We start from the raw sequence: 23,692 nt of genomic DNA, 5'->3' as shown, positions 1-23,692 counted from the left end.
GCCTACGCATGGGGAAACAACATGTATGGCGGGCTCGGCGACGGGACGTTCAACAGCACCAGGACCACGCCGGTCAAAGTCAAGCCGCCCGTCGGCAAACCTACGTCTTTCACCTACGTGCAGGTCAGCGCCGGAGGCGATCATTCACTGGCCCTGGGCAGCGACGGAAACGCCTACGCATGGGGATGCAATACGGGTAGTAACCTCGGCAACAATAAGCCCGGTGATTCGTATATTCCCGTGCGTGTGCGCGACCCCGCCAGCCCCACTAACGCAAGCAAAGGGCTGAAAGCCGCACAGGTGATAGCCGGATACCATTTTTCTCTGGCCATGGGCAGCGACGGGAACGCCTGGGCATGGGGATACAACTACAATGGCCAGCTCGGCAACGACACCACCAAAGAAGCGAAGGTTCCTGTGCCGGTGTCGTTCAACCTGCAGCTGGTGATCACCGGCGTCTGGTTCGACGGCAAGGCAGTATCAGGCCTGACGCGCGGCGACGGCAGCAGCGTCACCGTGCTCACGCCCGCACACGCGCCGGGCACAGTCACCGTCAGCGTGGACTACACGATAGGCGGCGCACCCCAAACACCGGACACCTCCCTCAGGTACACGTACCTGCCAGCAGGCGTACTCCCCAAAGCCGGAGGGGAAGGCATCCTGCTCGCCCTGGCCACCGGCATAACCGGCATAACCGGAGTCCTGGCATCACGCCGCCACCGCAGGGAACAACACCAACTGCTTCACGCTTCGCACGAGTAAGAGCGGCCGGGCGGCGAATTAATCCCCCCGCCCCTGGCCCTTCTAGGGGGAGCAGGGAGGAAACGTGTCACTTAAGGCTCATCCCCAAGAGAGCCGACACTTCCCTCCCGCGCCCCCACCACACATATCAATCGACCGTCCGAACGCGACAGAGGAAGCAGCTCCTCTTGCCGCGCCCGGACGGTCGACTACAACTGTTCTACTGCTGGTCAGCAGTCGTGGCGTAGATGGTCTTCTTGCAGGCCAAATACACAACCAGACCCAGCAGGGACACCGCAGCCCCGATCAGCAACAGGTTGCTGTAGTTGGCAGCCGGGCCAGTGGCACCCATGATGCTGAAGCCCTCCAGGCTGGGCTTGCCCATCAGACCACCGATGATGGCGATGCCGATGGAGCCGGTCACGTTCATGACCAGATCGTTCATGCCCACGCCGCGGCCCGACTGGTCCTGGGGCAGGGTGTCCAGCACGGTGGAGACGATGGGCGAATACATCAGACCGACCCCGGCATAGTAGACGCAGGCGGTCAGCGTCAGGGCCAGCAGGCCGGAGTTGACCACCAGAGCCGTCCCTGCGAAGCCCAGGATCATCAGGCAGGCGGCGATGATGATGGCAGGCTTGCGGCCGATCCTGTCCACGATGGCGCCCGAGGTGGTGCCCAGCACGGCGGCCACCAGGAAGGCCCAGACCACATGCAGGGAGACCGTGGTGGTCGACACCTTGTAGACGTCACGGCCAATGGCGTTGAAGATGGGCGACATGCAGTAGTTCATGAAGTAGAAGATCAGGATCAGCCCGATGCCCATCAGCCAGCGCTTGTTGCGGAAGAAGTCCGGGGTGATGAAGGGGCTCTTGGCCCGGCTGATGTACACGGCGAAGATCAGGTAGCAGACAGCGGAGGCCGCCAGCAGCCACCAGGCCGTGTAAGAGAAGAAGAGAGTCAGCAGGGCCGTGGCCAGTCCGAAGATGACGAAGCCCAGCCAGTCCACCTTCTCGCCGTTGCCGCCGCCGGTGGGCAGGCTCTTGAGCAGGATGGGCAGGAAGACGATGGTGACCGCGGGAATCAGGAAGAGGTACTGCCAGGCTATGGAGCTGAGCAGACCGGCGGCGAAGATGCCGATGGCTGCAGACACCTGGTATCCTGCCGTGAAGATGCCGAAGAAGATCACTTTCAGGGAGGGCTTGAGATACTTGGTGGCCACGACCAGGTAGGCCGAGCCAGCCACCTGCTCGCCGGCAGTCTGCAGCAGCCGGGCCGCGATCACATTCCAGATGTTGGGGGCCATGATCGTGTTGGCCACGTATCCGTACACGGACCCGACGAACAGTATGCACAGGCCGAAGGTGACCAGCTTGCGCAGGGATACGAAGTCGCCCAGGGAACCGTAGATGAAGCAGACGATGCCCAGGACGATGCTGGGCAGGGCCGTGATCAGCGAGGCCTGGTCTGGAGCGCCAGCGTCCTTGCCGACCTGCTGGAAGACCAGGTTGAAGCCCTGCAGGCACAGGGTTCCCAGAACGAAGGTGATCAGCAGCAGGATCAGCGATCGTACGGCTGTCGAATCCTCGGTGGATTGCTTTTCGGACATGATGTCGTCAATTCTCTTTCTCTTGCGTGGACTTGCCGGGGATGGCGGACCTCAGTCGGCCTGGGAGGCCAGCTTGGTGATGCGGGTCATGAACTCGTCCAGGAAGCGGGGCACGTCCACGCCGACGGCCACGCGCATGGTCTTGTTGGGGTCGTTGAGCCGCTGCTCGTCGCCGATGGTGCGCCCGCGAGTGGCGCCTTCGGTCTCCACCTTCATGTTCATGGGCAGGGTGGTGACCAGGGTCGGGTCCACGGCCACGGCCACGGCCAGCGGATCGTGCAGGCCGCAGCCACCCAGGTGGGGCGAGGTGGTCTCGTAGGCCTTGATGTAGAAGTCGGTCATGTCCGCCAGGAAGTTGCCTGCCGCGGTGCCCAGCTGCCGCCAGCGGGCGGTCTCCTTGTAGGTCAGCAGGGTCTGCAGGGTCACGTCCAGGCCGACCATGGTCACGGGCGCGCCGGAGCGGAAGAGCACGTCGGCCGCGTCCGGATCCTGGGAGATGTTGGCCTCCTGCCAGGCGTCCACATTGCCCGGCACGGTCAAGGCCCCGCCCATGAGCACGATGGAGCCGATGCGCTGGGCGATGTCAGGCTCCTTGGCCAGGGCGGCGGCGATGTTGGTCATGGGGCCGGTGGGCACGTAGACCAGATCCTTGCCATAGGTGTTGACCGCATCGATGATGAAGTCCACGGCCGACTCCGTCTCCGCCTTGCGATCCGAGTCGGGAATGGCCACGTCGCCGATGCCGTTCTGTCCGTGGATGAAGGCGGAGACAGGCAGCACCTGGAAAGAGTCCGCCTTGGAGGCGTGGGACAGGCCCGGGTAGACCTTGACCTCGGGGTGGCCCAGCAGATCGGTGATGGCCAGGTCGTTGCGGATGCCCTGCTCCAGCAGCACGTTGCCATAGGTTCCGGTTATGCCGATCAGCTCAACTTCGGGGCTGCCCAGGGCATAGGAGATAGCCAGAGTGTCGTCGACACCAGTGTCCAGATCCAGAATCAGCTTGCGCATACAATGTTTCCTTTCATTGCCATGGCTGTATGGAACCATGGCCGTATGCATCCACGATGTCCTTGTGGTGAATGCTTGTTTATCATATGCGAAATTGAGCAGTTTCGCTGCCCATGACATGCGCAAGTCGTGGACAATATCCTCAAATGTTCATCTAGCCGGCGACCAGGGCCCGGATGACGAATCCAGATAGCGAATCCAACAGCTGGTTTTCCGGCCGATTGCCCTGTCCACAATGGCGAGCCGGATCGACGGACCGCTCCCCCAGGTGCCTATGATGACTCTGATTCAGCCCGGATGAACAGGCGAAAGGGGAGCCCATGGCTGCAATCCAAGGACGGCGGCGCAATCTGCAACTGATGACCGCCCTGGGCGTACTGGCAGGCGGCCTCTACGGCTATACATTGACCGTCATCTCCGGAGCGCTGATCGGCATGAACCTGGGCTCCGGCTCGGGCGGACACCTGACGGCCGGCGAACAGGGCATGGTCACCTCGGCCCTGCTGATAGGCGCCGCGCTGGGATCCTACCTGGCAGGCAAGTTCAACGACCGCTTCGGCCCCAAGCACATCATCCTGGCCGGGGCCCTGCTGGCCATCCCGGGAGCCCTGCTGAGCGCCCTGGCCCCCAGCCTGGCCCTGCTGGGACTGGGCAGATTGATCATCGGAGCCGGCATCGGCATGACCTCGACCATCGTGCCCATCTACCTGGCCGACATGGTCGGCACGGCGGAACGCGGACGGGTGGTTTCGGTCAACTCGGTCATGATCGTGGTCTGGCAGCTGCTGGCAGTCAGCGTCAACGCCATCCTGGACCGGATGGGTGCCGACTGGCGGACCATGCTCTGGGCCCTCGTGCCGCCGGCCATCCTGCTGGCCCTGCTGGCCTGCTTCCTGCATGACAGCCCGGCCCACCTGATCCGCCGAGGCGAGCCGGACCAGGCAGCAGCCTTCCTTCAGTCCACCCGCGACCAGACAGAGGCCCGGGTGACCATGCAGGAGCTGTCGCAGCCGGCGAGCGCGAAGACCCCCAGCTTCAAGGCCCCCTGGCTCCGGCGGGTGCTGATCGTGGGCATCGGCGTGGCCATGATCAACCAGCTGACCGGACTGAACATCGTCAACTATTACGCGCCGACCATCTTCACTGACACCCTGGGCTTCGACCCCTCCCTGTCCATGGTGGCCACCGTCCCCGTCATCCTGGTCTCCGCCGTAGCGGCCACCATCGGAGGGCTGGGACTGATCGACCGCTTCGACCGCCGCGTCATTCTGGCTGCGGGACTTGCAGGCACCATCGTCTTCCTGGCCGCTATCGGGGTCTGCTACCGGTTCGTCGGCGCCCCGGGTAGCGGGTCACGAACGGCCGCCTGGATCATGATCGGCATGATGATGATCTACGTGGTCTTCGTCCAGGGCCTGGTGGCCCCGGTCACCTGGCTGCTCCTGTCCGAGATCTTCCCCCAGCAGATCAAGAGCCGCGGCATGGGCTACGCCAACGTGGCCATGAACCTGACCAACTTCGGGCTCTCCCTGGTCTTCCCCACCCTGCTGGCCCGGCTGGGCGGCACCGGCACCTACCTGCTCTTCGCCCTGATCAATGTGTGCGCCCTGGTGTTCGCCTGGATCATGGTGCCCGAGACCCGAGGCAAGAGCCTGGCCCAGATCGAGCAGGAGGCCCGGGCTCGGGCATGAAAAGAGGGCGGAACCGGACAACGGCCCGCCCTTATGGAATCTGATACCTCAGATTCTGATGCCTCAGATGTTGAAGGCCTTCTTGGCCAGCTTGGCGATGGTGTCGCCGCCCAGCTGTGCGACGTCATTCTTGCACTGGTTGATCCTGCCGAAGAGCTGGTCCGCGTCGTTGTATGACAGGGGCTGGCCGATCTCCTTGGACAGATCAACCAGCTGGTCGATGGTCTCCAGGTTGCCTAGCTTCTCTACCAAGGTCTTCTCGTCCATGAATCACTCCTCTGTAAGCGGCGGTGCAGACACCGGGGGCCTTGCGCCATCGATGCCCACCTTTCTCCTCCCATCATAGCCAGCGAGCGGATGAACCGGGCGCGCACAGAGGCTCAAATCAGGTCGTAGGAGAAATCGTGGATCTGGTCCAGGGCCTGTCGGCTCTCCTCCAGCCAGGTCATGGCCACCGGATAGACGTGTCCCAGGGTCTGCAGACGGTTGGGCCTCAGGTCGTGCAGCTCGAAGTCGCGGCCCTTCCTGCACAGGATCTCGGCCATCTTGAGCGCGTCGCCCTGCAGGAAGTCGTCGGCGCTGGTGTTCAGGAATACCGGCGGCAGGTGAACCATATCGACCATCGTCGTCAGGTCGGCCACCTGGTCACCCCCAGCCTGCACGAAGCTTCTGAAGAAGGATGGAGCAACCATGGTCAAGGCATCGGTGGGTGAACCAGTCGGATGGAAGTCTTCCGGATTCACCGATAAGTAAGGAGTCAGATCGAGCAGGCCTGAAACCAAGGCAGCGCCCCGAGGCCGCAGCCCGGCAGGCTTCAGCCCCAGCCTTTGCGCGAATTGATCATCGGACTCGACGGCCAACGTATAAAGGGCCAGGGTGCCTCCAGCCGAGTCTCCCGTTAGAAAGATCCGGTCGGGCGAGACAGGATACTCGTCCAGATGGTGCTTAATCCAGGTCAGGGCCGTCAGCACGTCAGACAGCTGCCCCATGAAGTCCGTGCTGGGGATCAGCCGGTAGTTGACGGAGAAGACCGCGAAGCCACGCTTGGCCAGGTGGGTGCAGAAGTTCCGGTTGAGCTCCTTGTAGCCGTACATGAACCCGCCGCCGTGGATGTCGATGTAGACCGGGGTCACCCTGCCGTTGCGCAGCAGGGCATCATGAGGCAGGTACAGATCCAGCTTGTGCGCGCGCAAACCGTCGTCCACATAGGCGATGTCGTTCAGGCAGTCCACCCCCTCGGGCACCTGCCAGTGACGGGAGCGGGGAGCATCCATGCGCCCGAAGGTCAGCCGGGAGCCCAGAACGGCCCGAACCATATCCGGACTGCAGCCCTCCAGGTCGCCGTCGACCTCGGTCCAGCCCTCTAGCAGTTCGCGTTCCTCGTCGGTTACCGTCATCTCTGCATCCTTGCTCATCATTCAGTCCTCATCACTCCAACCCGCACAGCTCCTCGCATCCGGTCTTTTGGGTTTACAGCCAATATACCTTGCCGGCAGACGGACACTCCTGCCCCTGATCGCACTCCTGCCGGTAGAATAACGGAAACAGCGACAGAAAGGCCAAGGATGACAATCGCAACTTACGAAGGCGTGTCCGCGCTCTCCCTGGGCCTGCCGCCCACCACCGCCATTCCGGCAGCCAAGGGCGAACTGCCCATAAGGGCTTTCACCACGCGACCGCCCGTCTCCTCACGGCTGCGTCAGCACTTCTCCACCAGCGTCGACAAGATCGTCATGCTGGCCCTGCTGCGGCCCGGGACCATCCCTGTAAAGGATGGCGCACACTGCCATGAGGTGCTGGTCATGGCCATCGGGCTGAAGACCCCCGATGTGCCGGAGGATGTGCTGGAACACATCGCTGCCATGCGCTCCTCAGGCATGGTTTTCATCACCATTCACCAGGGTGAAGAGGGTCTCGTCTGCACACCGGCTGTGCGCCGGGCCCTGCCGACCAAGGCCGGTCATGAGACCAGGCATACGCTCCACTTGGGCAGGCCCCGTCCTGCCGATCAGACCAGTCTGACCCTGGTCGGCGACGATATGGACCAGCTCTGGGACAGCCTGTGCGCCCAGGTGACCCTGGACCAGACTGACGGTACGGATCTGGACAGCCGACTCGCCGTCCGCGAGCGCATCGAACTGCTCAAGGCCCAGGAGGCCAAGCTGACCGGAGACCATAGCCGGGCCAAAACCACCCAGGACCGCAACACAGCCTTTGCCAAGCTCCAAAAGGTCCGTGCCGAGCTGAAACAGCTTTCCGCCGATAACCAGGCAGCGGAAGCTGCAGGGCCGAGCCAGGCCTAGTCTGACCTAGTCCATACCTGCCCAAGCGGATCGTAAACCTCATCTGCTCCATGGTCGTGCCCGAACCCATGCTGTCACCCATCGCCGGCATCCTCATGGTCACTGCCACTTCCACAAGCGTCATCCTGGGCAGCAGCTCCCTCACCAAGTCCATGAACCTGACCTGGGCAAGCACGGTGGGGGCGGCCCCCCTTGAATTGCGGGTAGGCCTTACTATGACTCTGGTGGCCATGCTGGTCTATCTGGTCTTCCGAAGCGACGAGTCAGGAAAGGTGACACTCATGAAAATCATCATCGCACCCGACTCCTTCAAGGGCAGCCTGACCGCCAAGGAGGCTGCAGAGGCCATCGAACGCGGATTGCGACGCAGCCCCCTCAAGGCCGAAACGGTCCTGGTGCCCATGGCCGACGGCGGCGAGGGCACGGTCCAGGCCCTGGTCGATGCCACTCAAGGCCATATGATCCAGACCCAGGTCACCGGACCCCTAGGCCAGACCGTCACCGCCAGTTACGGCATCCTGGGCGACGGACATACGGCCGCCATCGAGATGGCTGCGGCCAGCGGCATCCAGTTCGTCAACGAACAGACCCGCGATCCGATGCTCACCACCACCTACGGTACAGGCGAGCTGATCAGCAAGACCCTTAACCAGGGCGCACAGGAGATCATCGTCGGTCTGGGCGGCTCGGCCACTAACGACGGCGGCGCCGGCATGGCCCAGGCCCTGGGTGCCCGGCTCCTGGACGACGAGGGACGTGAGCTGCCCCAGGGAGGAGCAGCATTGGCCCGGCTGGAGCGGATCGATGTCTCCGGGCTGGATCCCAGGCTGGCAAGCACACGCATTCGCTTGGCCTCGGACGTGACCAATCCTTTGACCGGCCCCGAAGGAGCCGCGGCCGTCTTCGGCCCGCAAAAGGGGGCTGACCCATCCATGGTCGCCACGCTGGATGCGGCCCTGGCCCATTATGCAGCCGTCATCCGCAAGGACCTGCACCGTGAAGTGGAGACCAAACCGGGCGCAGGGGCCGCCGGAGGTCTGGGCGCAGGATTCCTGGCCTTCACTCCTGCCGTCATGGCCTCGGGCGTCAATATTGTCGTGGAGACCACCCACCTCAAGGAACTGGCCCGCGGCGCCGACCTCTGCTTCACCGGCGAGGGCGGCATCGACTTCCAGACCGGTTTCGGCAAGACCCCCATGGGCACAGCCCAGGCTGTCAAGGAGTCCTCCCCCGGCTGCAAGGTCGTCGCCCTGGCGGGCAGCGTGGGCGCAGGAACCGAAGAGCTCTACAAGGCGGGCATCGACGCCATCTTCAGCATCAGCCCCGGGGCCGTCAGCCTTGAGGATGCCATGGCCAAGGCTGACGACAATCTCGCGGCAGTGGCCGAGAACATCGGCAGGCTCCTGGCCTGATCCGGCTCTCGGATCAGCAGAACAACAAAGGGGCTCCGGATGCCTTGCGCACCCGGAGCCCCTGTAATCTGTTCGGCATAACCTTCAGCAGTCATGCCGTTAAGTTGGAAGGGATCAGTCGAATTCGGTGATGACCGAACGGATGACCTCGCCGTTGACCAGCTGCTTGTAGGCCTCGTCGATCTGGCTCAGCTTGATGTGCTGGCTGACGATGTCATGCATGTTCAGCCGTCCGTCCACAGCGAAGTCGGCATACATGGGGATGTCGTGCTTGATGTTGGTGGAGCCCATCCACACGCCCTTGAAGCCGCGCTGGTGAACCAGCAGGTCAGCTGGGTTGATCTCCAACGAGACCGTGGCATCCGGCTTGGTCAGGCCGATCGGGTAGGCGGTGCCGCCCACGCCCAGCATGTCCCAGGCCTGCTTCATGGTGACGGGCAGACCGATGGCCTCGAAGGCCTGATCCACGCCTCCGTCAGTCAGCTCGCGCACCTTGGCCACAGGGTCCTCGTTCTTGGAGTTGATCACGTCGGTAGCGCCGAACTTGCGGGCGAACTCCAGCTTGTTGTCCAGCAGGTCGATGGCAATGATCCGCTTGGCGCCGCAAATCCGGGCTCCCGAAATGATGTTCAGGCCGATGCCGCCGGTACCGATAACGGCCACGGTGTCGCCGGGGCGCACATGGGCGGTGTTGATGGCCGCTCCTGCTCCGGTGATGGTGGCGCAACCGATGCAGGCGGCCTCATCCCACTTGACCTGGTTGTTGACCACGGCCAGCTGGTTCTCGTGAATCAGGGCCTTCTCGGCGAAACCGCCGGTGCCGAAGGCCTGAGTGATGGGCCGGCCGTCGGGGAAGGACAGGCGGGGCTTCTCGCCCGCGCCGCGCACGCACTCCTGCTGCTGAGTGCAGGACTGGGGCTGGCCCTTCAGGCAGTTGGCGCAGTGTCCGCAGACCTGCTCCAGGGAGGCCACCACGTGGTCGCCCACCTTGATGCCGGACACCTCGGGGCCCACGGCCTCGACGATGCCCGAGATCTCATGGCCGATCACGGCCGGGAAGGGGAAGAACTTGTCGTCATCTTCGACCAGATGCAGATCCGAATGGCACAGACCCGAGGCCTGCACATCCACCAGGACCTCCGCGCCAATAGGGTCGTCAATAATGATCTCCTCGGGCTGGGCAAAGCCCTTGCCGATGCCATAGGCAATCGACGCCTTGATCTTCTGAGGCATAAACCATCTCCTAATCACCATGCCGCCACCGGCCTCATGCCAGGCAGGGCAAAAAACAATGTTGAACACTGCGCTGTGGCCACGGTCATCCTCAATGTATGCACCGCTGCCGCAGACCACTTTCATGCTAGCAGGAAAGAGGGGTCAATCAGCATTTAGACTGGCTCGGGAAGAGGCCTCCGGCGTTTCCTCGACGGGGGCTCCAAGCATCCATAGAATGGGCTTCATGTGTGGACGATTCGCGGCTGACCTAGACTACTCCAGCCTGGCCGAGCACTATGGTGCCCGGCAGGCTCCGGGACTGCCCAAGCCCTCATGGAACATCAGTCCCGGATCGGCCATCGCCCTGGTGGCCCAGGACCGACATGGACAGCGGCACCTGCATACGGCCCGCTGGAACCTGGTCCCCTCCTGGTCGGACAGCGATCAGATGGCCTACCCCACCCACAACGCCCGAGTGGAGAGCGCCCTGACCAAGCGGACCTACGCGGACTCAGCCAGGAGTCAGAGGGCCATCATTCCGGCCAGCGGCTACTACGAGTGGACACCTGACCACCAGCCCTACTACTTCCAGGCTCCGGACGGCCACACCCTGAGCATCGCCGGCCTCTACTCCTGGTGGCGTGCCAGACCTGGCCAACCCTGGCTGCTGACGGCCACCATCCTGACGACACAAGCCACGCCTGAGGCCGCCCGGGTGCATGATCGGATGCCTCTGCTGATCACTGATGAAAACCTGGACTCCTGGCTGGACCCAGGCATGGAGGGCAAGGAAATCCTGCCCAAGGCTGTGGAGCCTGGCCGTCATGCCTCTGGGACACTGACCATGCACCCGGTGGCGCCCCTGAGGGGAGATGGACCGGAACTGACCGAGGACATAGCCCTGGACCAGAGAGTCAAGAAAATTTAGAAGGTTCCTGGAATTCAGATGGTGAAGCCCAGCTCCCGCGCCGCCTCGGTGGGGACCGGGTCGTAGGCCCAGTACTCGCTCAGGTTGTCGTCGGAGGACAGGCTGCGAATCTCGGCTTTGTCGATGTAGACCTCACCCGACAGATGGTCGGTCTCATGCTGGAAGATGCGGGCAGGCCAGCCGTGCATGCGATGGCGGTGCTTGCGCCCGGAACGATCCTCCCAGCTGGCCGTGATGTCCAGCCAGCGACGCCGAACCGCCTGGAATCCTTCCAGGGACAGGCACCCCTCGTAGAAGGATGCGGCCTCCTGCCCGATAGGTTCATAGGAGGGGTTGATGATGACTCTGAAGGGCAGTTCTTGGATCTGGCGCGGATCATCCTCGTCGTCGCGGACATGGTCCTCGATGACCGCGATGGCCAGGCCCAGTCCCACCTGAGGTGCTGCCAGCCCTACGCCCGGGGCCTCAAGCATGGTGGTGCGCATGGCCTTGAGCAGCCTGTTCAGAGTCTTGGCTGCCAGCTGACCCTGGTAGGGCTGGGCCTGCTGGCGCAGGACGGGCTCGCCCATCTGCACGATGGGCAGGAGCTCTTCTTTGCCGGCCTTGGCCAGCATGGATTCCACCCGGTAGTTGAGATCGGCGTCGAAGGCCGCCTTTCGGCCAAACATGGATGATTCCGCCTTTCCTGGGTCTTCGGTTCAGATGGCCAGCTCGTCGGCCACGACCGACGCCAGCCGCTGGCAGACCTGGTCGGCCTGCTCCTGGGTGGCCGCCTCGACCATGACCCTGACCAGGGGTTCGGTGCCCGATGGCCGCAGCAGGACCCGGCCGGTGCTGCCCAGCATCCGCTCCTCCGCCTCGACCGCATCCTGGACCTTGGCATTGGTGCGGGCCGCGTTCTTGTCCACACCGGACACGTTGATCAGCTGCTGGGGCAGCTGGGGGAAGTCGGCGGCCAGCTCCTTGAGGCTCTTGCCCGAGCGCACAACCTCCTTGGCCAGGGTCAGGGCCGTCAGGGTCCCGTCGCCGGTGGTGGCGAACTCCCGGTTGATGACGTGCCCGGACTGCTCGCCGCCCAAGGTATAGCCCCCGCGCAGCATCTCCTCCAGGACGTAGCGGTCGCCCACAGCCGTCTGGACGGTGACGATGCCCATCTGCTTCAGGGCCAGCTTGAGTCCCAGGTTGCTCATGACAGTGACCACCAGGGTGTCGTTGGCCAGCTTCCCCTCGCGCTGCTTAGCACGAGCCAGGATGCCCATGATCTGATCGCCGTTGACCATGTGACCCTCTTCGTCCACCGCCAGACAGCGGTCGGCATCCCCATCGAAGGCCACGCCCATGACCGCATCCGAGGCCCGGACCATGGCCTGCAACTGCTCGGGATGGGTGGATCCGGCGTGCTTGTTGATGTTGTAGCCGTCAGGCGAGGCGTTGATGACTACCACGTCCGCCCCGGCCCGGCGCAGGGCCTCGGGGGCCACCACCGAGGTGGCTCCGTTGGCGCAGTCGGCCACGATCCGCAGACCGTCCAGGGGCTTGGTCTGGGTTTTGTCGGGGGCGACAGGGGCAACTGCTTCAACAAGGTGGTCAATGTACATGTTGGTGGCGGTCACTGTGTCATGGGAGACGCGGCCCACGCCCTCGCCCACCGGGCGCTCCCAGTCCTGGCCCAGGACCGCTTCGATGTCGTCCTCCTTGGAATCCTGGAGCTTGAAGCCGCCCCGGGCGAAGAACTTGATGCCGTTGTCGGGCATGGGATTGTGTGAGGCGGAGATGACCGCACCCATCTCCACGTTCAGCACGCTGGTCAGGTAGGCGATGCCCGGAGTGGGGATGATGCCCACATCGATCACGTCGAAGCCGCCTGATGACATACCGGCAGCCAGGGCCGATGCCAGAAAGTCCCCGGAGACCCGGGTGTCGCGACCGATCAGGGCCCGTCGGCGGCCAGCGGACCGATCCGCGCCACGACCTAGGACACGGACCGCTGCATCGCCCAGATCCAAGGCCAGCTGTGCAGTCAGGTCTCTATTGGCTAAACCGCGTACACCATCGGTACCGAATAATCTGGGCATTGCTCTCCTCCGAACCTACCATTCTGCATACAGGCGACAGATTCATTATGGCCCCGCCCCTGACCCGTCGCCACTCGGATCGGGGCGGGCAGGGTGTTCAGCGCAGGCGCTCGTTGTATTCGCGGACCTTGAGGATGCGCCTGGAGGACTCCGTGTTCTGGATGATCATCCCGCGCAGGGCCTTGGGAGCCTCGGCGTGGTCGGCCAGCCAGGCATCGCCCGCCTTGACCAGGGCGGCCGGATCGGCCTTGGACGGGTAGAGTCCGCCTGCAGACAGGGGGTTGAGCAGGGTCTCCGCGATGTGGAAGGTCTTCTGGGTCCAGACCTCGTCCACGGCTGCGAAGAAGCGGTCCACGTAGGGTGCGAAGAGCTCCTGGTCCCCCGAGCCGGAGAAGCCGTCGGCCACAGCTTCGATCTGCGAGTTGGTCAGATCCTCGTTGTGCAGGGCCTGATCCCAGGCCCAGGCCTTGGCCTCAGCCGTCGGGCGGGCGGCCCGGGCGCCCATGGCGAACTCGCGGTTCTCAGTGGTGTCTCGAGCGGCCAGCTCCCGGTCGATCTCGCCGTCAGCCAGCAGGTCGTGGGCGGACAGGGCGTGGACGATCAGCCAGCGGGTGTTGTTGTCGATGGTCAGCCCCTCCAGCTTCAGGTCGCCGCTCAGCAGACCGCGGGCGTGATCCTCGAAGTCGGCGTCGTCCCCATAGCCCAGGTAGGCGCGGACCAGCTGGAACTGCTCGTCGGAACCCGGCTGGGCCTTCATGGCCAGGTCCCAGAGGGTGCCGGCCACCAGCTGCAGCATGGGCTGGCGGCGACGGGAGGCGGTGAAGTGGTGGGCGGCCGTGGAAATCTGCGACAGGGCGTAGCGGAAGGTGGTGGACTGGTGCTCGGTGGCCAGGGCCTTCAGGCTCAGGCTGATGAAGCGCTCAGCAGGGAACTGCGCATCCCGGGTCATGTCCCACAGGCTGAGCCAGACCACGGCCCGGGCCAGGCGATCCTCGATCCGGTACAGGTTCTGCGTGGCATACTCCAAGGAGTCCTGGTCCAGGCGCAGCTTGGCATAGGTCAGGTCATCGTCGTTGATCAGGATCAGGGCCGGACGCTTCCTGCCGACAGCCTGGGGCACTTCGGCTCCCTGGCCCTCCAGATCCAGCTCGAACCGGTCTGTCCGCACCACCTTGCCGGACTGGTCCTCGTCATAGAAGCCCACAGCCAGGCGATGCGGCCGCAGGACCGGATGCTCCTCGGGGGCGGTCTGGTCGATCCGCATGGCGGTGATGGTCCCCTGCTCGTCGGTCTGCACCTGGCTGGTCAGCGTGGTGATGCCGGCCTCCTCAAGCCAGAGCCGGGACCAGTTGCCCAGGTCGCGGCCGCTGGTCTTCTCCAGCTCGGTCAGCAGATCCTTCAGGGTGGCGTTGCCGTGGGCATGGGCCGTCAGATAGTTGTGGATGCCCTGGAAGAAGCGCTCACGGCCCACATAGGCAACCAGCTGCTTCAAGACGGAACCGCCCTTGGCATAGGTGATGCCGTCGAAGTTGACCTCGGTGTCGTGCAGGTCGCGGATGGGGGCCACCACGGGGTGGGTGGTAGGCAGCTGATCCTCGGTCAGGGCCCAGCTCTTCTCGCCGGAGCAGAAGGTGGCCCAGTCGTCGGTCCACTCGGTGGCCTCGGCGGTGGCCAGGGTTGACATGAACTCGGCGAAGGACTCGTTCAGCCACAGGTCGTTCCACCACTTCATGGTCACCAGGTCGCCGAACCACATGTGGGCCAGCTCGTGCAGGACGGTCTCCACGCGGCGGTTGATCTGGGCGCCGGTGGCCTTGGACTCGAAGACGTAGGAGTCGCGGAAGGTGACCAGGCCGATGTTCTCCATGGCGCCCGCATTGTATTCGGGTACGAAGATCTGGTCGTACTTGGCCCAGGGGAAGGGCAGGTCCCAGGTCTTGGCGTAGAAGGCGAAGCCCTTCTTGGTCACGTCGAAGAGGTACTCGGCATCCCCGTCAAGGGAGTCCTTCAGCGCCTGGCGGCAGTACAGGCCCATGGGGATGGTCCGCCCATCCTCGTTCTGATACTCGCTGGTCCACTGGGCATAGGGTCCGGCGGCGAAGGCGGTCAGGTAGGAGCTCATGACCGGGGTGGTCTGGAAGACCCAGCGGGTCACGCCCTCGGTGCGGCCGCCCTCCAGGGTTCCCTCGGCGGTGCGGCTGTCCAGGTCCTGATGGGAGGCTGGAGGCATGTTGGACAGGACCGTCCAGGATGCAGGGGCATCCACGGTGAAGTCGAAGACCGCCTTGATGTCAGGCTGGTCGAAGACCGCGTAGACCCTGCGAGCGTCGGGCACCTCGAACTGGGAGTAGAGGTAGACGTTGCCATCCGAGGGGTCCACGCTGCGATGCAGCCCCTCGCCTGTCCGCGAATAACGGCAGAGGGCCTCCACCCGCAGCTGGTTGTGCTCGCGCAGGTCGTTAAGCTCAATCCGGTCGTCCCGGAAGGCCAGGGCCGGGTCCAGACGCTGGCCGTTGAGCTCGATCAGGCTGACCTGGTCGGCGATCAGGTCCACAAAGGTGGACTCCCCCGGCCGGGCATCGAAGTCGATCAGGGCCGTGGAGGGGAAGGTGGCAGGCCCCTTGGTCAGGTCCAGATTGACCTTGTAGCTGACATTGGATACGACGACGGCTCGCTCTTCGGCTTCCACACGAGTCAGATTTGCTCCGGGCATGAATTTCCTTTCGCGCATGGATGTCGGTGCCCCCACCGGCATCGGCATAGGTCCTGTATGGATATGGCATGTCAAGTCTAATGCGGGCACCAGCCGACGGGCCAGCAGGACGGTTTCCCTCTTTTCTCACGGCGCAGTCCAGACGGGAATAGTCGGGCCTAAAGGCGGTTGGTCATGCTCGATGCCTCACGAGTCTGGCAGAAAGGGAACGCCATGCAGGTCCGGACCGGGTTTACCACACAGCAGCTCAACATGCTCTGCCAGTATTCCTACGGGATTGGTCGAGGGGATGCCAAGACCCGGCCGGGGCTGCACTGGTTCGAGGATCCGGCCCTGGGCAGCTACTGGGTGCTGCGATCCCGCTACTGCCCCGAAAACGGCTTCGAAGGGATGATCGCCGCCCAGGGCCTGGAGAACGGTCCGGACTACGCCCATTTGATCGTGGTCTATGCGGGCACCAACCTGCGTGACGACCCTCGCCATGACATCCACGCCGCGCTGACCTGCTTCCTGCCGCCGCTGAACGGGGAACCAGGACAGACACAGCAGGCAGGCATCCTGGCCAAGCAGGCGCTTGACCTGGCCCGACGCAAGGCGGGAACCGAACGCGGAGTCCTCTTTACCGGGCATAGCCTGGGCGGCGGCCTGGCCCTGATCCAGGCGGCGGAGCAGGACCTGCCCGCCAGGGTCTTCTGCGCCGCCGACCCATGGCGGGTGCTGGACCAGGAGCAGCGTCAGCGGGTGGCCCGTCACTACGGGGACGGCAAGTTCCTTGACTACCGTCTGGGCAACGACAGGGTGACCGGAACCGCCAACCGTCTGCTGAGCGGTCAGGCCGACCGCAGCGCCTGTGTGGTCTGGTGCGGCAAGGGGCCCAGCAGGTTCGGACACTGGCTGGGCGACTTCGACTTCGACCAGGGCGGCGAGGTCCTTACTGAAACTCCCATTACTGGGGCTGCATATCAGCGGTAATATGGGAATCAGGTGGTCTCCAACGAAGGAGCGTCACCCACCAGCAAGGATGTCATGTTGGGTGTTCAACTGCGTCCGTGCAGGATCTATACGCATATCAGAGAGGATATACGATATGAAAGCGTTGATGTACTACGGCAAGGAAGATGTGCGTCTGGAGGACGTGCCCGAGCCTGAGCTCAAACCCGGGACCATCAAGATCCACCCCGCCTTCACTGGCATTTGCGGTTCCGATGTCCATCTGTACTACGACGGAGCAGTCAACGGGGGAGGCAATTCGCCCGACCATCCCCATCCCCTGACGGGAGAGACCCTGCCGGTGGTTTTCGGCCATGAGATCTCTGGTACCGTCGAGGCCATCGCCGACGACGTGCACACTGACATGAAGGTGGGCGACTCGGTGGTAGTCGAGGCCGAAATCGCCTGCGGCGAATGCCCAGCCTGCAAGGCCGGCAACTACAATGACTGCGACAAGCTGGCCGGCATCGGCATCAACGGAGGCGGCGGCGGACTCAGCGAGCACATCGTGGTTCCGGCAGAGCACGTCTTTCCCGTGGGCGACATCCCTCTGGACCAGGCTGCCATGATCGAGCCCTTCGCTGTGGCCCATCACGCCATCCGCGCCATGGATCCCCACGAAGGACAGACCGCAGTGGTCGGCGGCGCCGGGCCCGTAGGATTGCTCATCGGCACCATCCTGCGGGCGAAGGGAGTCCGGGTGATCATGTCCGAGCTCTCCTCGGCTCGTAAGGAGAAGGCCCTGCAGTCCCATTCGGCCGACATTGTGGTCGATCCCAGCAAGGAGGATCTGGCGGAGCGGGTCCGCCAGGAGACCGACGAAGCCGGGGCTGATCTGGCCTTCGATGCAGCTGGAGCCGAACCGGTCGACCACCAGCTTTTGGAGGCCCTGAAGGCCACTGGCGGGCTCATGGTCGTAGCCCTGCATGGCAAGCCCATTACGCTGAACTTGACCAAGGAGCTGGGCTTCGGCGAGAAGTTCATCCGCGGTACCATGGGATACGCCAACGACCATCCTGACGCCATCAAGCTCATCCATGACCGGAACATCGATCTGTCCACCTTCATCACCGACCGGATCAAGGTCGAGGACATCGTGGACAAGGGGTTCCGCCAGCTGCGTGAGGACGCGGAAAACCACGTCAAGATCATCGTGAGCATGTAAACGCTCCCTATTTACTGATAACACTGAAGGCTCCGGCCGTCCATCTGGGCGACCGGAGCCTTCGGTATCAGTATGCGGGCAGTGGCGTCAGTCCTGCGGCTGCACGTCGGTGGCGATGTCGGCTACCACGGGCACGATCATGGGCCGGCGGTGCAGCTTGCGAGAGATCCAGCCGCCCAGGGTGCGGCGCATCATCTGCTGGAGCTGGTAGGTGCCGGTGGTTCCCTTGGACATGGCGTCCTCAAGCTGATCGACAATCTGGGCGTTGATGGACTTGAACTCGCTCTCGTCCTCGGCCACGGCGTTCAGGTAGAGCTTGGGGCCGGAGACGACCTTGCTGGTCTCGGTGTCGACCACGGCGAAGGCGGAGACGAAGCCCTCGGTGCCCAGAATCCGGCGCTGCTCCAGCTCGTCGTCGGTCAGCTGGCCCACGGAGTCGCCGTCCACATAGACGTATCCGCAGGGCACGGATCCGACCACAGCGGCCTGGCCATGGTAGAGGTCCACCACGTCGCCGTCCTCGGCCAGGACCACGTTCTGCGGATCCACGCCGGTCTTGACGGCAATCAGCCCATTGGCCACCAGGTGCCGGTTCTCGCCGTGGATGGGCATGGCGCACTTGGGCTGCACGATGTTGTAGAAGTGCAGGAGCTCGCCCTCGTCGGAGTGGCCGGAGACGTGGATGGCCGCGTTGTCGCGGTTGACCACCTTGGCGCCCAGGCGCACCAGCTTGTTGATGACCTTGTAGACCTCATGCTCGTTGCCGGGGATCAGCGAACTGGCCAGGATGACTGTGTCGAACTCGTTGATGGTGATGTCACGGTGGGTCCCGTCGGCGATGCGGCCCAGAGCCGCCATGGGCTCGCCCTGGGACCCGGTGCACATGTAGACGATCTTCTCATCGGGAATGCTGTGGGCATCCTTGAGGTCGACCACGGTGTCCTCGGGCAGGTGCAGGTAGCCCAGGTCGGAGGCGATGGACATGTTGCGGACCATGGACCGGCCGGCGAAGACCACCTTGCGGCCGAACTTGTGGGCGGCGTCGACCACCTGCTGCACACGGTGGACGTGGCTGGAGAAGGAGGCCACGATGATCTTGCGCTGCGCCTCGGCGAAGGCCTTGTCCAGGGCGGGGGCGATGGAGATCTCGGGCTTGACGAAGCCGGGGACCTCGGCGTTGGTTGAATCGACCATGAGCAGGTCCACGCCGGACTCGCCCAGCTTGGCGAACTCGCGCAGGTCGGTCAGCCTGTGGTCCAGAGGCAACGGGTCGATCTTCATGTCGCCGGTGTCGATGATATGACCCGCCGGAGTGCGCACCGAGACGGCCAGGGCGTCAGGAATGGAGTGGGTGACCGCCACGAACTCCAGGTTGAAGGGGCCTACCTTGAGCTTGTCACGGCCCTTGACCTCCACCTCGGTGGGCTTGAGATGGTGCTCCTCGCACTTGGCATCGACGAATCCCAGGGTGAGCTTGGAGCCGATCAGGGGGATGTCCGGACGCAGCTTGAGCAGATAGGGCACACCGCCGATATGGTCCTCATGCCCGTGGGTCAGCACCAGGGCGTCCACTTGGTCCAGCTTGTCCTTGATGTAGCTGAAGTCGGGCAGAATCAGGTCCACGCCCGGCTGCTCCTCCTCGGGGAAGAGCACGCCGCAGTCTATCAGCAGGATGTGGCCGTTGTACTCGATCACATTCATGTTCCGGCCGATCTCGCCTAGGCCACCCAGGGGAACGATGCGCATGGAGCCCTTGCGGTACTTGGGGGGCGCCACCAGACGCTGCTCAGTCTGAGTGCCCTTGCCGCGGGCGATGGCGCCATTGCGACGGCTGCGGGATTCGCCCCGGGACCTGCCTGACCCCTGCTTGCCGTTCTTGGAGGAGGACCGACGATTTCTGCTCTTGCCGGTCGTGTTTGATTCTTCTTGTTTTCTTGCCATTGTCACTTGTGTTTCTATCATCTGTGCCCCTGCCTATACAGGGGCGACGTTGCTTTCAGGACTGATTCAGATCAGCCCCGCGGCCTTCATTCCCTTGCGGGCGAGAGCCACCTGGTCCTCATCGGGACCTAGATTGGGCAGCCTCATGGCCGTCTGATCCAGTCTGCCTGCCACCTTCAGAGCGGCCTTGGCCATGACGGCCTGCTGACCCTGACCGTTCAGAGCCTGGACCAGCGGATCCAGACGTGCGGCCAGTTCCCTTGCGCCATTCAGATCGCCGGCATCGAAGTCGTCGGCCAGACGCTTCATGGGCCCGGATGCCACATGAGCGATGACCGAGATGACGCCGACCGCGCCCAGGGCAAGGAAAGGCAGATAGAGCCCGTCGTCGCCTGAATACCAGGTCAGGCCGGTCTCCTGGCGCTTGCGGGTCATGGAGACCAGGTCGCCCGTGGCATCCTTGACGGCTGCGATCCCATCCAGCTCAGCCAGCCGCCGGTAGGTGTCCAGCTCGACGTGCAGTCCGGTCCGTCCGGGCACATCGTAGAGAATGATCGGTCGCTGAGCCGACTGGCAGACCGAGCGGAAGTGGGCCACCACCCCGTCCTGGGAGGGCCGCGAGTAGTAGGGCATGACCACCAGCAGGGCATCGGCCCCGGCCTCCTGGGTCATCTCCACCATGCGTACCGTGTGCGCTGTGTCATTGGAGCCAGCTCCGGAGATGACGGGCACATCGACAGCATCCTTGACGGCCCTGACCAGGTTGACCTTTTCCTCCATATGGGTGACGGGAGACTCGCCTGTGGTGCCGTTGACCAGAATGCCGTCGGCCCCATCGGCCACCAAGGTGCGGGCCAGATTGGCGGCAGCCTCGTAATCCACGGATCCGTCCTTATTCATAGGCGTGATCATGGCGGGGATCACCCGTCCGAAGGGTGCAGAAGGAAGCAGATGGGTAACGGTCTCAGTCATATCTTCACGCTACTTGCAGATGGGGACGCTCTTGCGGATATCAGAACAGGTAGTGGTCCAGGCCCACGGTCAGTCCTGGAATGCTTCCAGCACGGCGCACGGCCAGGAGAACTCCGGGCATAAAGGAGACACGCTCGAAGCTGTCCGCGCGGATGGTCAGCTGCTCGCCGGGGTTGCCCATGAGGATCTCCTCGTGGGCGTTCAGGCCCCGCAGCCGGACGGCATGGACATGGACACCGTCAACCACCCGGCCTCTGGAAGCATCAGCCTGCTGGGTCGCGTCGGGCATGGGACCCATCCCAGCCTGACGGCGGGCTTCAGCGATGGCGGAAGCGGTCCCCAGAGCCGTGCCAGAGGGGGCATCAACCTTGTCGGGATGGTGCAGCTCGACCACCTCGGCCGACTCGAAGTAGCGGGCCGCCATGGCTGCGAACCGGTCGGCCAGCACTGCGGAGATGGCGAAGTTGGGAGCAATGAAGACGCTGAGTCCGGGATGCCCGTCCAGGGCCTGCCTGACCTGGTCCAGGCGCTCCTTGGTCCATCCGGTGGTGCCGATGACGGAATGGACCCCCTGCCCTATCAGGGTCAGGGTGTTGCCCAGGACGGCATCGGGGCTGGTGAAGTCGACCGCCACATCCGTATTGCTCGGATTGATGGACGACGGATCGTCATCCGGCCCCAGCAACAGGGCCGTCTGCATATCCTGCGCGCCCTTGAGAGCACGCACCACCTCGGTTCCCATGCGTCCGCCTGCGCCCAGCACCGATACGCGGATCATCGGCTGCCTCCTTCTTAACTGTTTATTTCATTTCACTGTGTATTTTCGGTCTTTTTCTCGACCATACCCCTCCTGCGGCTCCTGGCCCAGCCCAGCAGGGCCAGAGGGACCGCGCAGCAGGTGACCACCGCAGGAATGGTCATGCCGCCATGGGGCCCGAACTGATCCAGGGCGACTCCGGCCAGGGTGGATCCCAGGGAGGTGCCGATGGAGCCGCCGGTGGACAGCCAGGAGAGCCCCTCGGTCAGAGCGCGGGCATCCACGTTCTCGCGCACAATCAGGTTGCCGGTGGCGAAGATGGGCGAGACGCACAGACCGGTCAACACCTCGGCCAGACCCAGCAGGACCAGGTTGTCCATGACCAGGCGGAAGACCACGTACCCCAGGGTCAGCAGCACCAGGAAGGTCGTCAGATAGCGCCAGCGGGATCCTTTGAGCTTGACCGAGCCGAAGATCAGCGCCCCGCACAGGGAGCCCAGGGCGAACAGGGCCAGCTGCAGGCCCACAGCACCCTCGCGGCCCATGGACTTGGTCAGGGCGGTCACCGAGACGTCCACCGCAGAAAAGCTCATGTTGAAGACGACGAAGATGACGACCAACAGGAGGATGCCCGGGTAGACCAGGGCCGAGCGCGATCCCTGGTGGCCGTCAGTGTCGCTTGGCAGGACGTCCCCATGGGCGTCCACCGGGGAATGATCCGCTGCAGACTGGCTGACGGCCTCCATGCGAACGACGGCCGGAGGCTCGGTGGAACGCATGGCGAAGAAGGTCAGCCCGCCGACCAACAGGGCCAGGGCAGGCAGGTAAAGCTGGGAGACCGGGCTGACCGAGGTGGCCAGGTAGGCGGAGAGGATGGGTCCCAGGATGAAGACGCACTCGTCCAGGCCCGACTCCAGGGCGTAGGCGGTGTTGAGCAGATTGGTCTTATCCTCGCGCAGCACCCAGGCCCAGCGGGTACGCACCAGGGCTCCGAAGGCGAACTGGGTCAGGCCCATCAGAGCTGCCAGCACAAAGAGCACTCCCAGGGGAACCCGGCGCATGGCCCCCACGGCGAATCCCAGGATGGCCAGAGCCTGCACAATCAGGGCGGTCACTCCGACCCGACGCTGGCCGAACCGGTCGAACAAGCGGGCGTAGAAGGGGGTGACCAGAGCCGCGCAGAGCGTGTAGACGGCGCTCATCAGACCGGCAGAGGTCCAGTTGTCATAGATGTTGTTCAAGGCCAGTACAATGCCCAGACCCATCATGCCCAGGGGCAGGCGGGCCAGAACGGCCGACAGGCAGAAGCCGGCGGCGCCCGGGTAGGTGAACAGGCGCAGGAATGGGGATTTAGCGGCCGCCACGGTCACCGTCCTTGCCCAGCTGGTCGCTCACACGGCCTCCGTAAATGAAGATGTCGTCAATACCCTCGAAGAACTGCGGATCGTCAGAGGGGTCGCGCCCGGCGAAGGCCGCATGGTCCCGCCCCTTGAGCTCGGCCAGCCGCTCCATGCCCTGGTGGTCGTAGAAGCCGACGTCGCAGGAGGAGTCCGTGTGCAGGTAGAAGCGCTCGATCCCCGCCTGGTCCAGATGCTCCAGGGTGTCCCGCCATAGGGCGCCACCCACACCGCGTCCCCGGGCACGGCTGGAGACCAGGAAGAGCCTCAGCTCAGCCTGGGGTGGGACAGCCAGATCGCACTGCTCCTCCAGCTTGACCTCGGTCAGCTGCCACTGGCGGGCCCGTTCCAGGGTCTGAGCGCCCAAGGTCGTGGCAGACAGCTGCTGATCGACCTGCTCCAGCTCCTCTTCGGCCTGGGGGAAGCACAGTTCGCCACGCCCCTCAGCAAGCAGAGTCACTCCCAGAAAATCCTGCCCATCGACAGCTATCCGGGCCCTGGTGGTACCTACCAGGTAGTGCAGGATGAAGTGGGCGGCGCTCAGCCGGGACACGGTGCCCTCGGGATCCTCCTGCACCTTCCAAGTAGCGTCGAAAGTCCCCACCAAGTCGGGCATATCCGCCCAGACCATGGGTCGTATTTCCACGCTCCCCCTCCGCCGGGAGGCCTGGTCGTGAATACTGGACGTAGTCATCTGTCTCATTGCTCCATTCGGGCGTGCCCGGCCCAACGACGGCACTTGGCCGTCTGCCGATCGCCTGCTGTTCATGATTGC

The 23,692-nt window shown here is 64.0% G+C and carries 20 protein-coding genes; 7 read left to right on the top strand and 13 right to left on the bottom strand.

From position 1 onward, the window contains the following. A partial coding sequence (locus tag P273_RS0105625; protein WP_024627496.1) for a hypothetical protein occupies window positions 1–762 on the top strand: 762 nt, incomplete at its 5' end. 199 nt (window positions 763–961) lie between these two features. On the opposite strand, the gene P273_RS0105620 is transcribed toward P273_RS0105625, so the two are convergent. Together P273_RS0105620 and P273_RS0105615 are read right to left on the bottom strand one after the other, a co-directional pair. After that, window positions 962–2,350, bottom strand: coding sequence for an MFS transporter (locus P273_RS0105620; protein WP_024627495.1), 1,389 nt, complete (start codon window positions 2,348–2,350; stop codon window positions 962–964). Between the two features lie 51 nt (window positions 2,351–2,401). Further along, window positions 2,402–3,358: a nucleoside hydrolase gene (locus P273_RS0105615; RefSeq protein WP_024627494.1), complete on the bottom strand. Its 957-nt coding sequence runs from the start codon at window positions 3,356–3,358 to the stop codon at window positions 2,402–2,404. A gap of 320 nt (window positions 3,359–3,678) precedes the next feature. Here P273_RS0105615 and P273_RS0105610 point away from each other — a divergent pair, with 320 nt between their 5' ends. Continuing rightward, on the top strand, window positions 3,679–5,049 hold the full coding sequence (locus tag P273_RS0105610; protein ID WP_024627493.1) for a sugar porter family MFS transporter: 1,371 nt from the start codon (window positions 3,679–3,681) through the stop codon (window positions 5,047–5,049). 63 nt (window positions 5,050–5,112) lie between these two features. On the opposite strand, the gene P273_RS0105605 is transcribed toward P273_RS0105610, so the two are convergent. Beyond that, window positions 5,113–5,316, bottom strand: a complete 204-nt coding sequence (locus P273_RS0105605) for a hypothetical protein (protein WP_024627492.1) — start codon at window positions 5,314–5,316, stop codon at window positions 5,113–5,115. A 113-nt stretch (window positions 5,317–5,429) separates the two neighbouring features. Next, complete coding sequence (locus P273_RS0105600; RefSeq protein ID WP_024627491.1) at window positions 5,430–6,467, bottom strand: alpha/beta hydrolase; 1,038 nt, start codon at window positions 6,465–6,467, stop codon at window positions 5,430–5,432. A gap of 147 nt (window positions 6,468–6,614) precedes the next feature. On the opposite strand from P273_RS0105600, the gene P273_RS0105595 reads away from it, so the two are divergent. Together P273_RS0105595 and P273_RS0105590 are read left to right on the top strand one after the other, a co-directional pair. Next, window positions 6,615–7,352: a DUF4391 domain-containing protein gene (locus tag P273_RS0105595; RefSeq protein WP_024627490.1), complete on the top strand. Its 738-nt coding sequence runs from the start codon at window positions 6,615–6,617 to the stop codon at window positions 7,350–7,352. A 281-nt stretch (window positions 7,353–7,633) separates the two neighbouring features. Further along, a complete protein-coding gene (locus P273_RS0105590; protein ID WP_024627489.1) occupies window positions 7,634–8,764 on the top strand; it encodes a glycerate kinase in 1,131 nt (376 codons plus the stop codon). Window positions 8,765–8,878: 114 nt separating this feature from the next. Here the strand turns inward: P273_RS0105590 and P273_RS0105585 are convergent, their stop codons facing one another. After that, on the bottom strand, window positions 8,879–9,997 hold the full coding sequence (locus tag P273_RS0105585) for a zinc-binding dehydrogenase (RefSeq protein WP_052323105.1): 1,119 nt from the start codon (window positions 9,995–9,997) through the stop codon (window positions 8,879–8,881). Window positions 9,998–10,223: 226 nt separating this feature from the next. Between P273_RS0105585 and P273_RS0105580 the strand changes: the two genes are divergently transcribed. Then, a complete protein-coding gene (locus P273_RS0105580) occupies window positions 10,224–10,907 on the top strand; it encodes an SOS response-associated peptidase (protein WP_024627487.1) in 684 nt (227 codons plus the stop codon). A gap of 14 nt (window positions 10,908–10,921) precedes the next feature. Here the strand turns inward: P273_RS0105580 and P273_RS0105575 are convergent, their stop codons facing one another. The 3 genes from P273_RS0105575 to pepN form a co-directional block, all read right to left on the bottom strand. Then, window positions 10,922–11,575, bottom strand: coding sequence for a peptide deformylase (locus tag P273_RS0105575; protein ID WP_024627486.1), 654 nt, complete (start codon window positions 11,573–11,575; stop codon window positions 10,922–10,924). Window positions 11,576–11,605: 30 nt separating this feature from the next. Continuing rightward, window positions 11,606–12,982, bottom strand: a complete 1,377-nt coding sequence (gene glmM, locus P273_RS0105570; RefSeq protein WP_024627485.1) for a phosphoglucosamine mutase — start codon at window positions 12,980–12,982, stop codon at window positions 11,606–11,608. A gap of 97 nt (window positions 12,983–13,079) precedes the next feature. Next, window positions 13,080–15,695: an aminopeptidase N gene (gene pepN / locus P273_RS0105565; protein WP_024627484.1), complete on the bottom strand. Its 2,616-nt coding sequence runs from the start codon at window positions 15,693–15,695 to the stop codon at window positions 13,080–13,082. Between the two features lie 174 nt (window positions 15,696–15,869). Between pepN and P273_RS0105560 the strand changes: the two genes are divergently transcribed. Beyond that, on the top strand, window positions 15,870–16,667 hold the full coding sequence (locus P273_RS0105560) for a hypothetical protein (RefSeq protein WP_024627483.1): 798 nt from the start codon (window positions 15,870–15,872) through the stop codon (window positions 16,665–16,667). 115 nt (window positions 16,668–16,782) lie between these two features. Then, a complete protein-coding gene (locus P273_RS0105555) occupies window positions 16,783–17,850 on the top strand; it encodes a 2,3-butanediol dehydrogenase (protein ID WP_024627482.1) in 1,068 nt (355 codons plus the stop codon). An 87-nt stretch (window positions 17,851–17,937) separates the two neighbouring features. On the opposite strand, the gene P273_RS0105550 is transcribed toward P273_RS0105555, so the two are convergent. From P273_RS0105550 to P273_RS0105530, 5 genes are all read right to left on the bottom strand, one after another. Beyond that, entirely contained in the window at window positions 17,938–19,791 is a 1,854-nt protein-coding gene (locus tag P273_RS0105550; protein WP_024627481.1) for a ribonuclease J, read from the bottom strand. Window positions 19,792–19,857: 66 nt separating this feature from the next. Then, window positions 19,858–20,763: a 4-hydroxy-tetrahydrodipicolinate synthase gene (gene dapA, locus P273_RS0105545; protein WP_024627480.1), complete on the bottom strand. Its 906-nt coding sequence runs from the start codon at window positions 20,761–20,763 to the stop codon at window positions 19,858–19,860. Between the two features lie 40 nt (window positions 20,764–20,803). Beyond that, window positions 20,804–21,541: a 4-hydroxy-tetrahydrodipicolinate reductase gene (gene dapB / locus P273_RS0105540; protein ID WP_024627479.1), complete on the bottom strand. Its 738-nt coding sequence runs from the start codon at window positions 21,539–21,541 to the stop codon at window positions 20,804–20,806. 32 nt (window positions 21,542–21,573) lie between these two features. After that, a complete protein-coding gene (locus P273_RS0105535) occupies window positions 21,574–22,884 on the bottom strand; it encodes an MFS transporter (protein ID WP_024627478.1) in 1,311 nt (436 codons plus the stop codon). After that, a complete protein-coding gene (locus P273_RS0105530) occupies window positions 22,871–23,611 on the bottom strand; it encodes an N-acetyltransferase (protein WP_024627477.1) in 741 nt (246 codons plus the stop codon). Before P273_RS0105530 ends, P273_RS0105535 begins: the two co-directional genes overlap by 14 nt. Window positions 23,612–23,692: the final 81 nt, after the last annotated feature.

Source organism: Bifidobacterium sp. A11 (genome assembly GCF_000499185.1).
Lineage (GTDB): Bacteria > Actinomycetota > Actinomycetes > Actinomycetales > Bifidobacteriaceae > Bombiscardovia > Bombiscardovia mizhiensis.
Note: the sequence above shows the minus strand (reverse complement) of the source record. Positions and strands in the feature narration are given on the sequence as shown.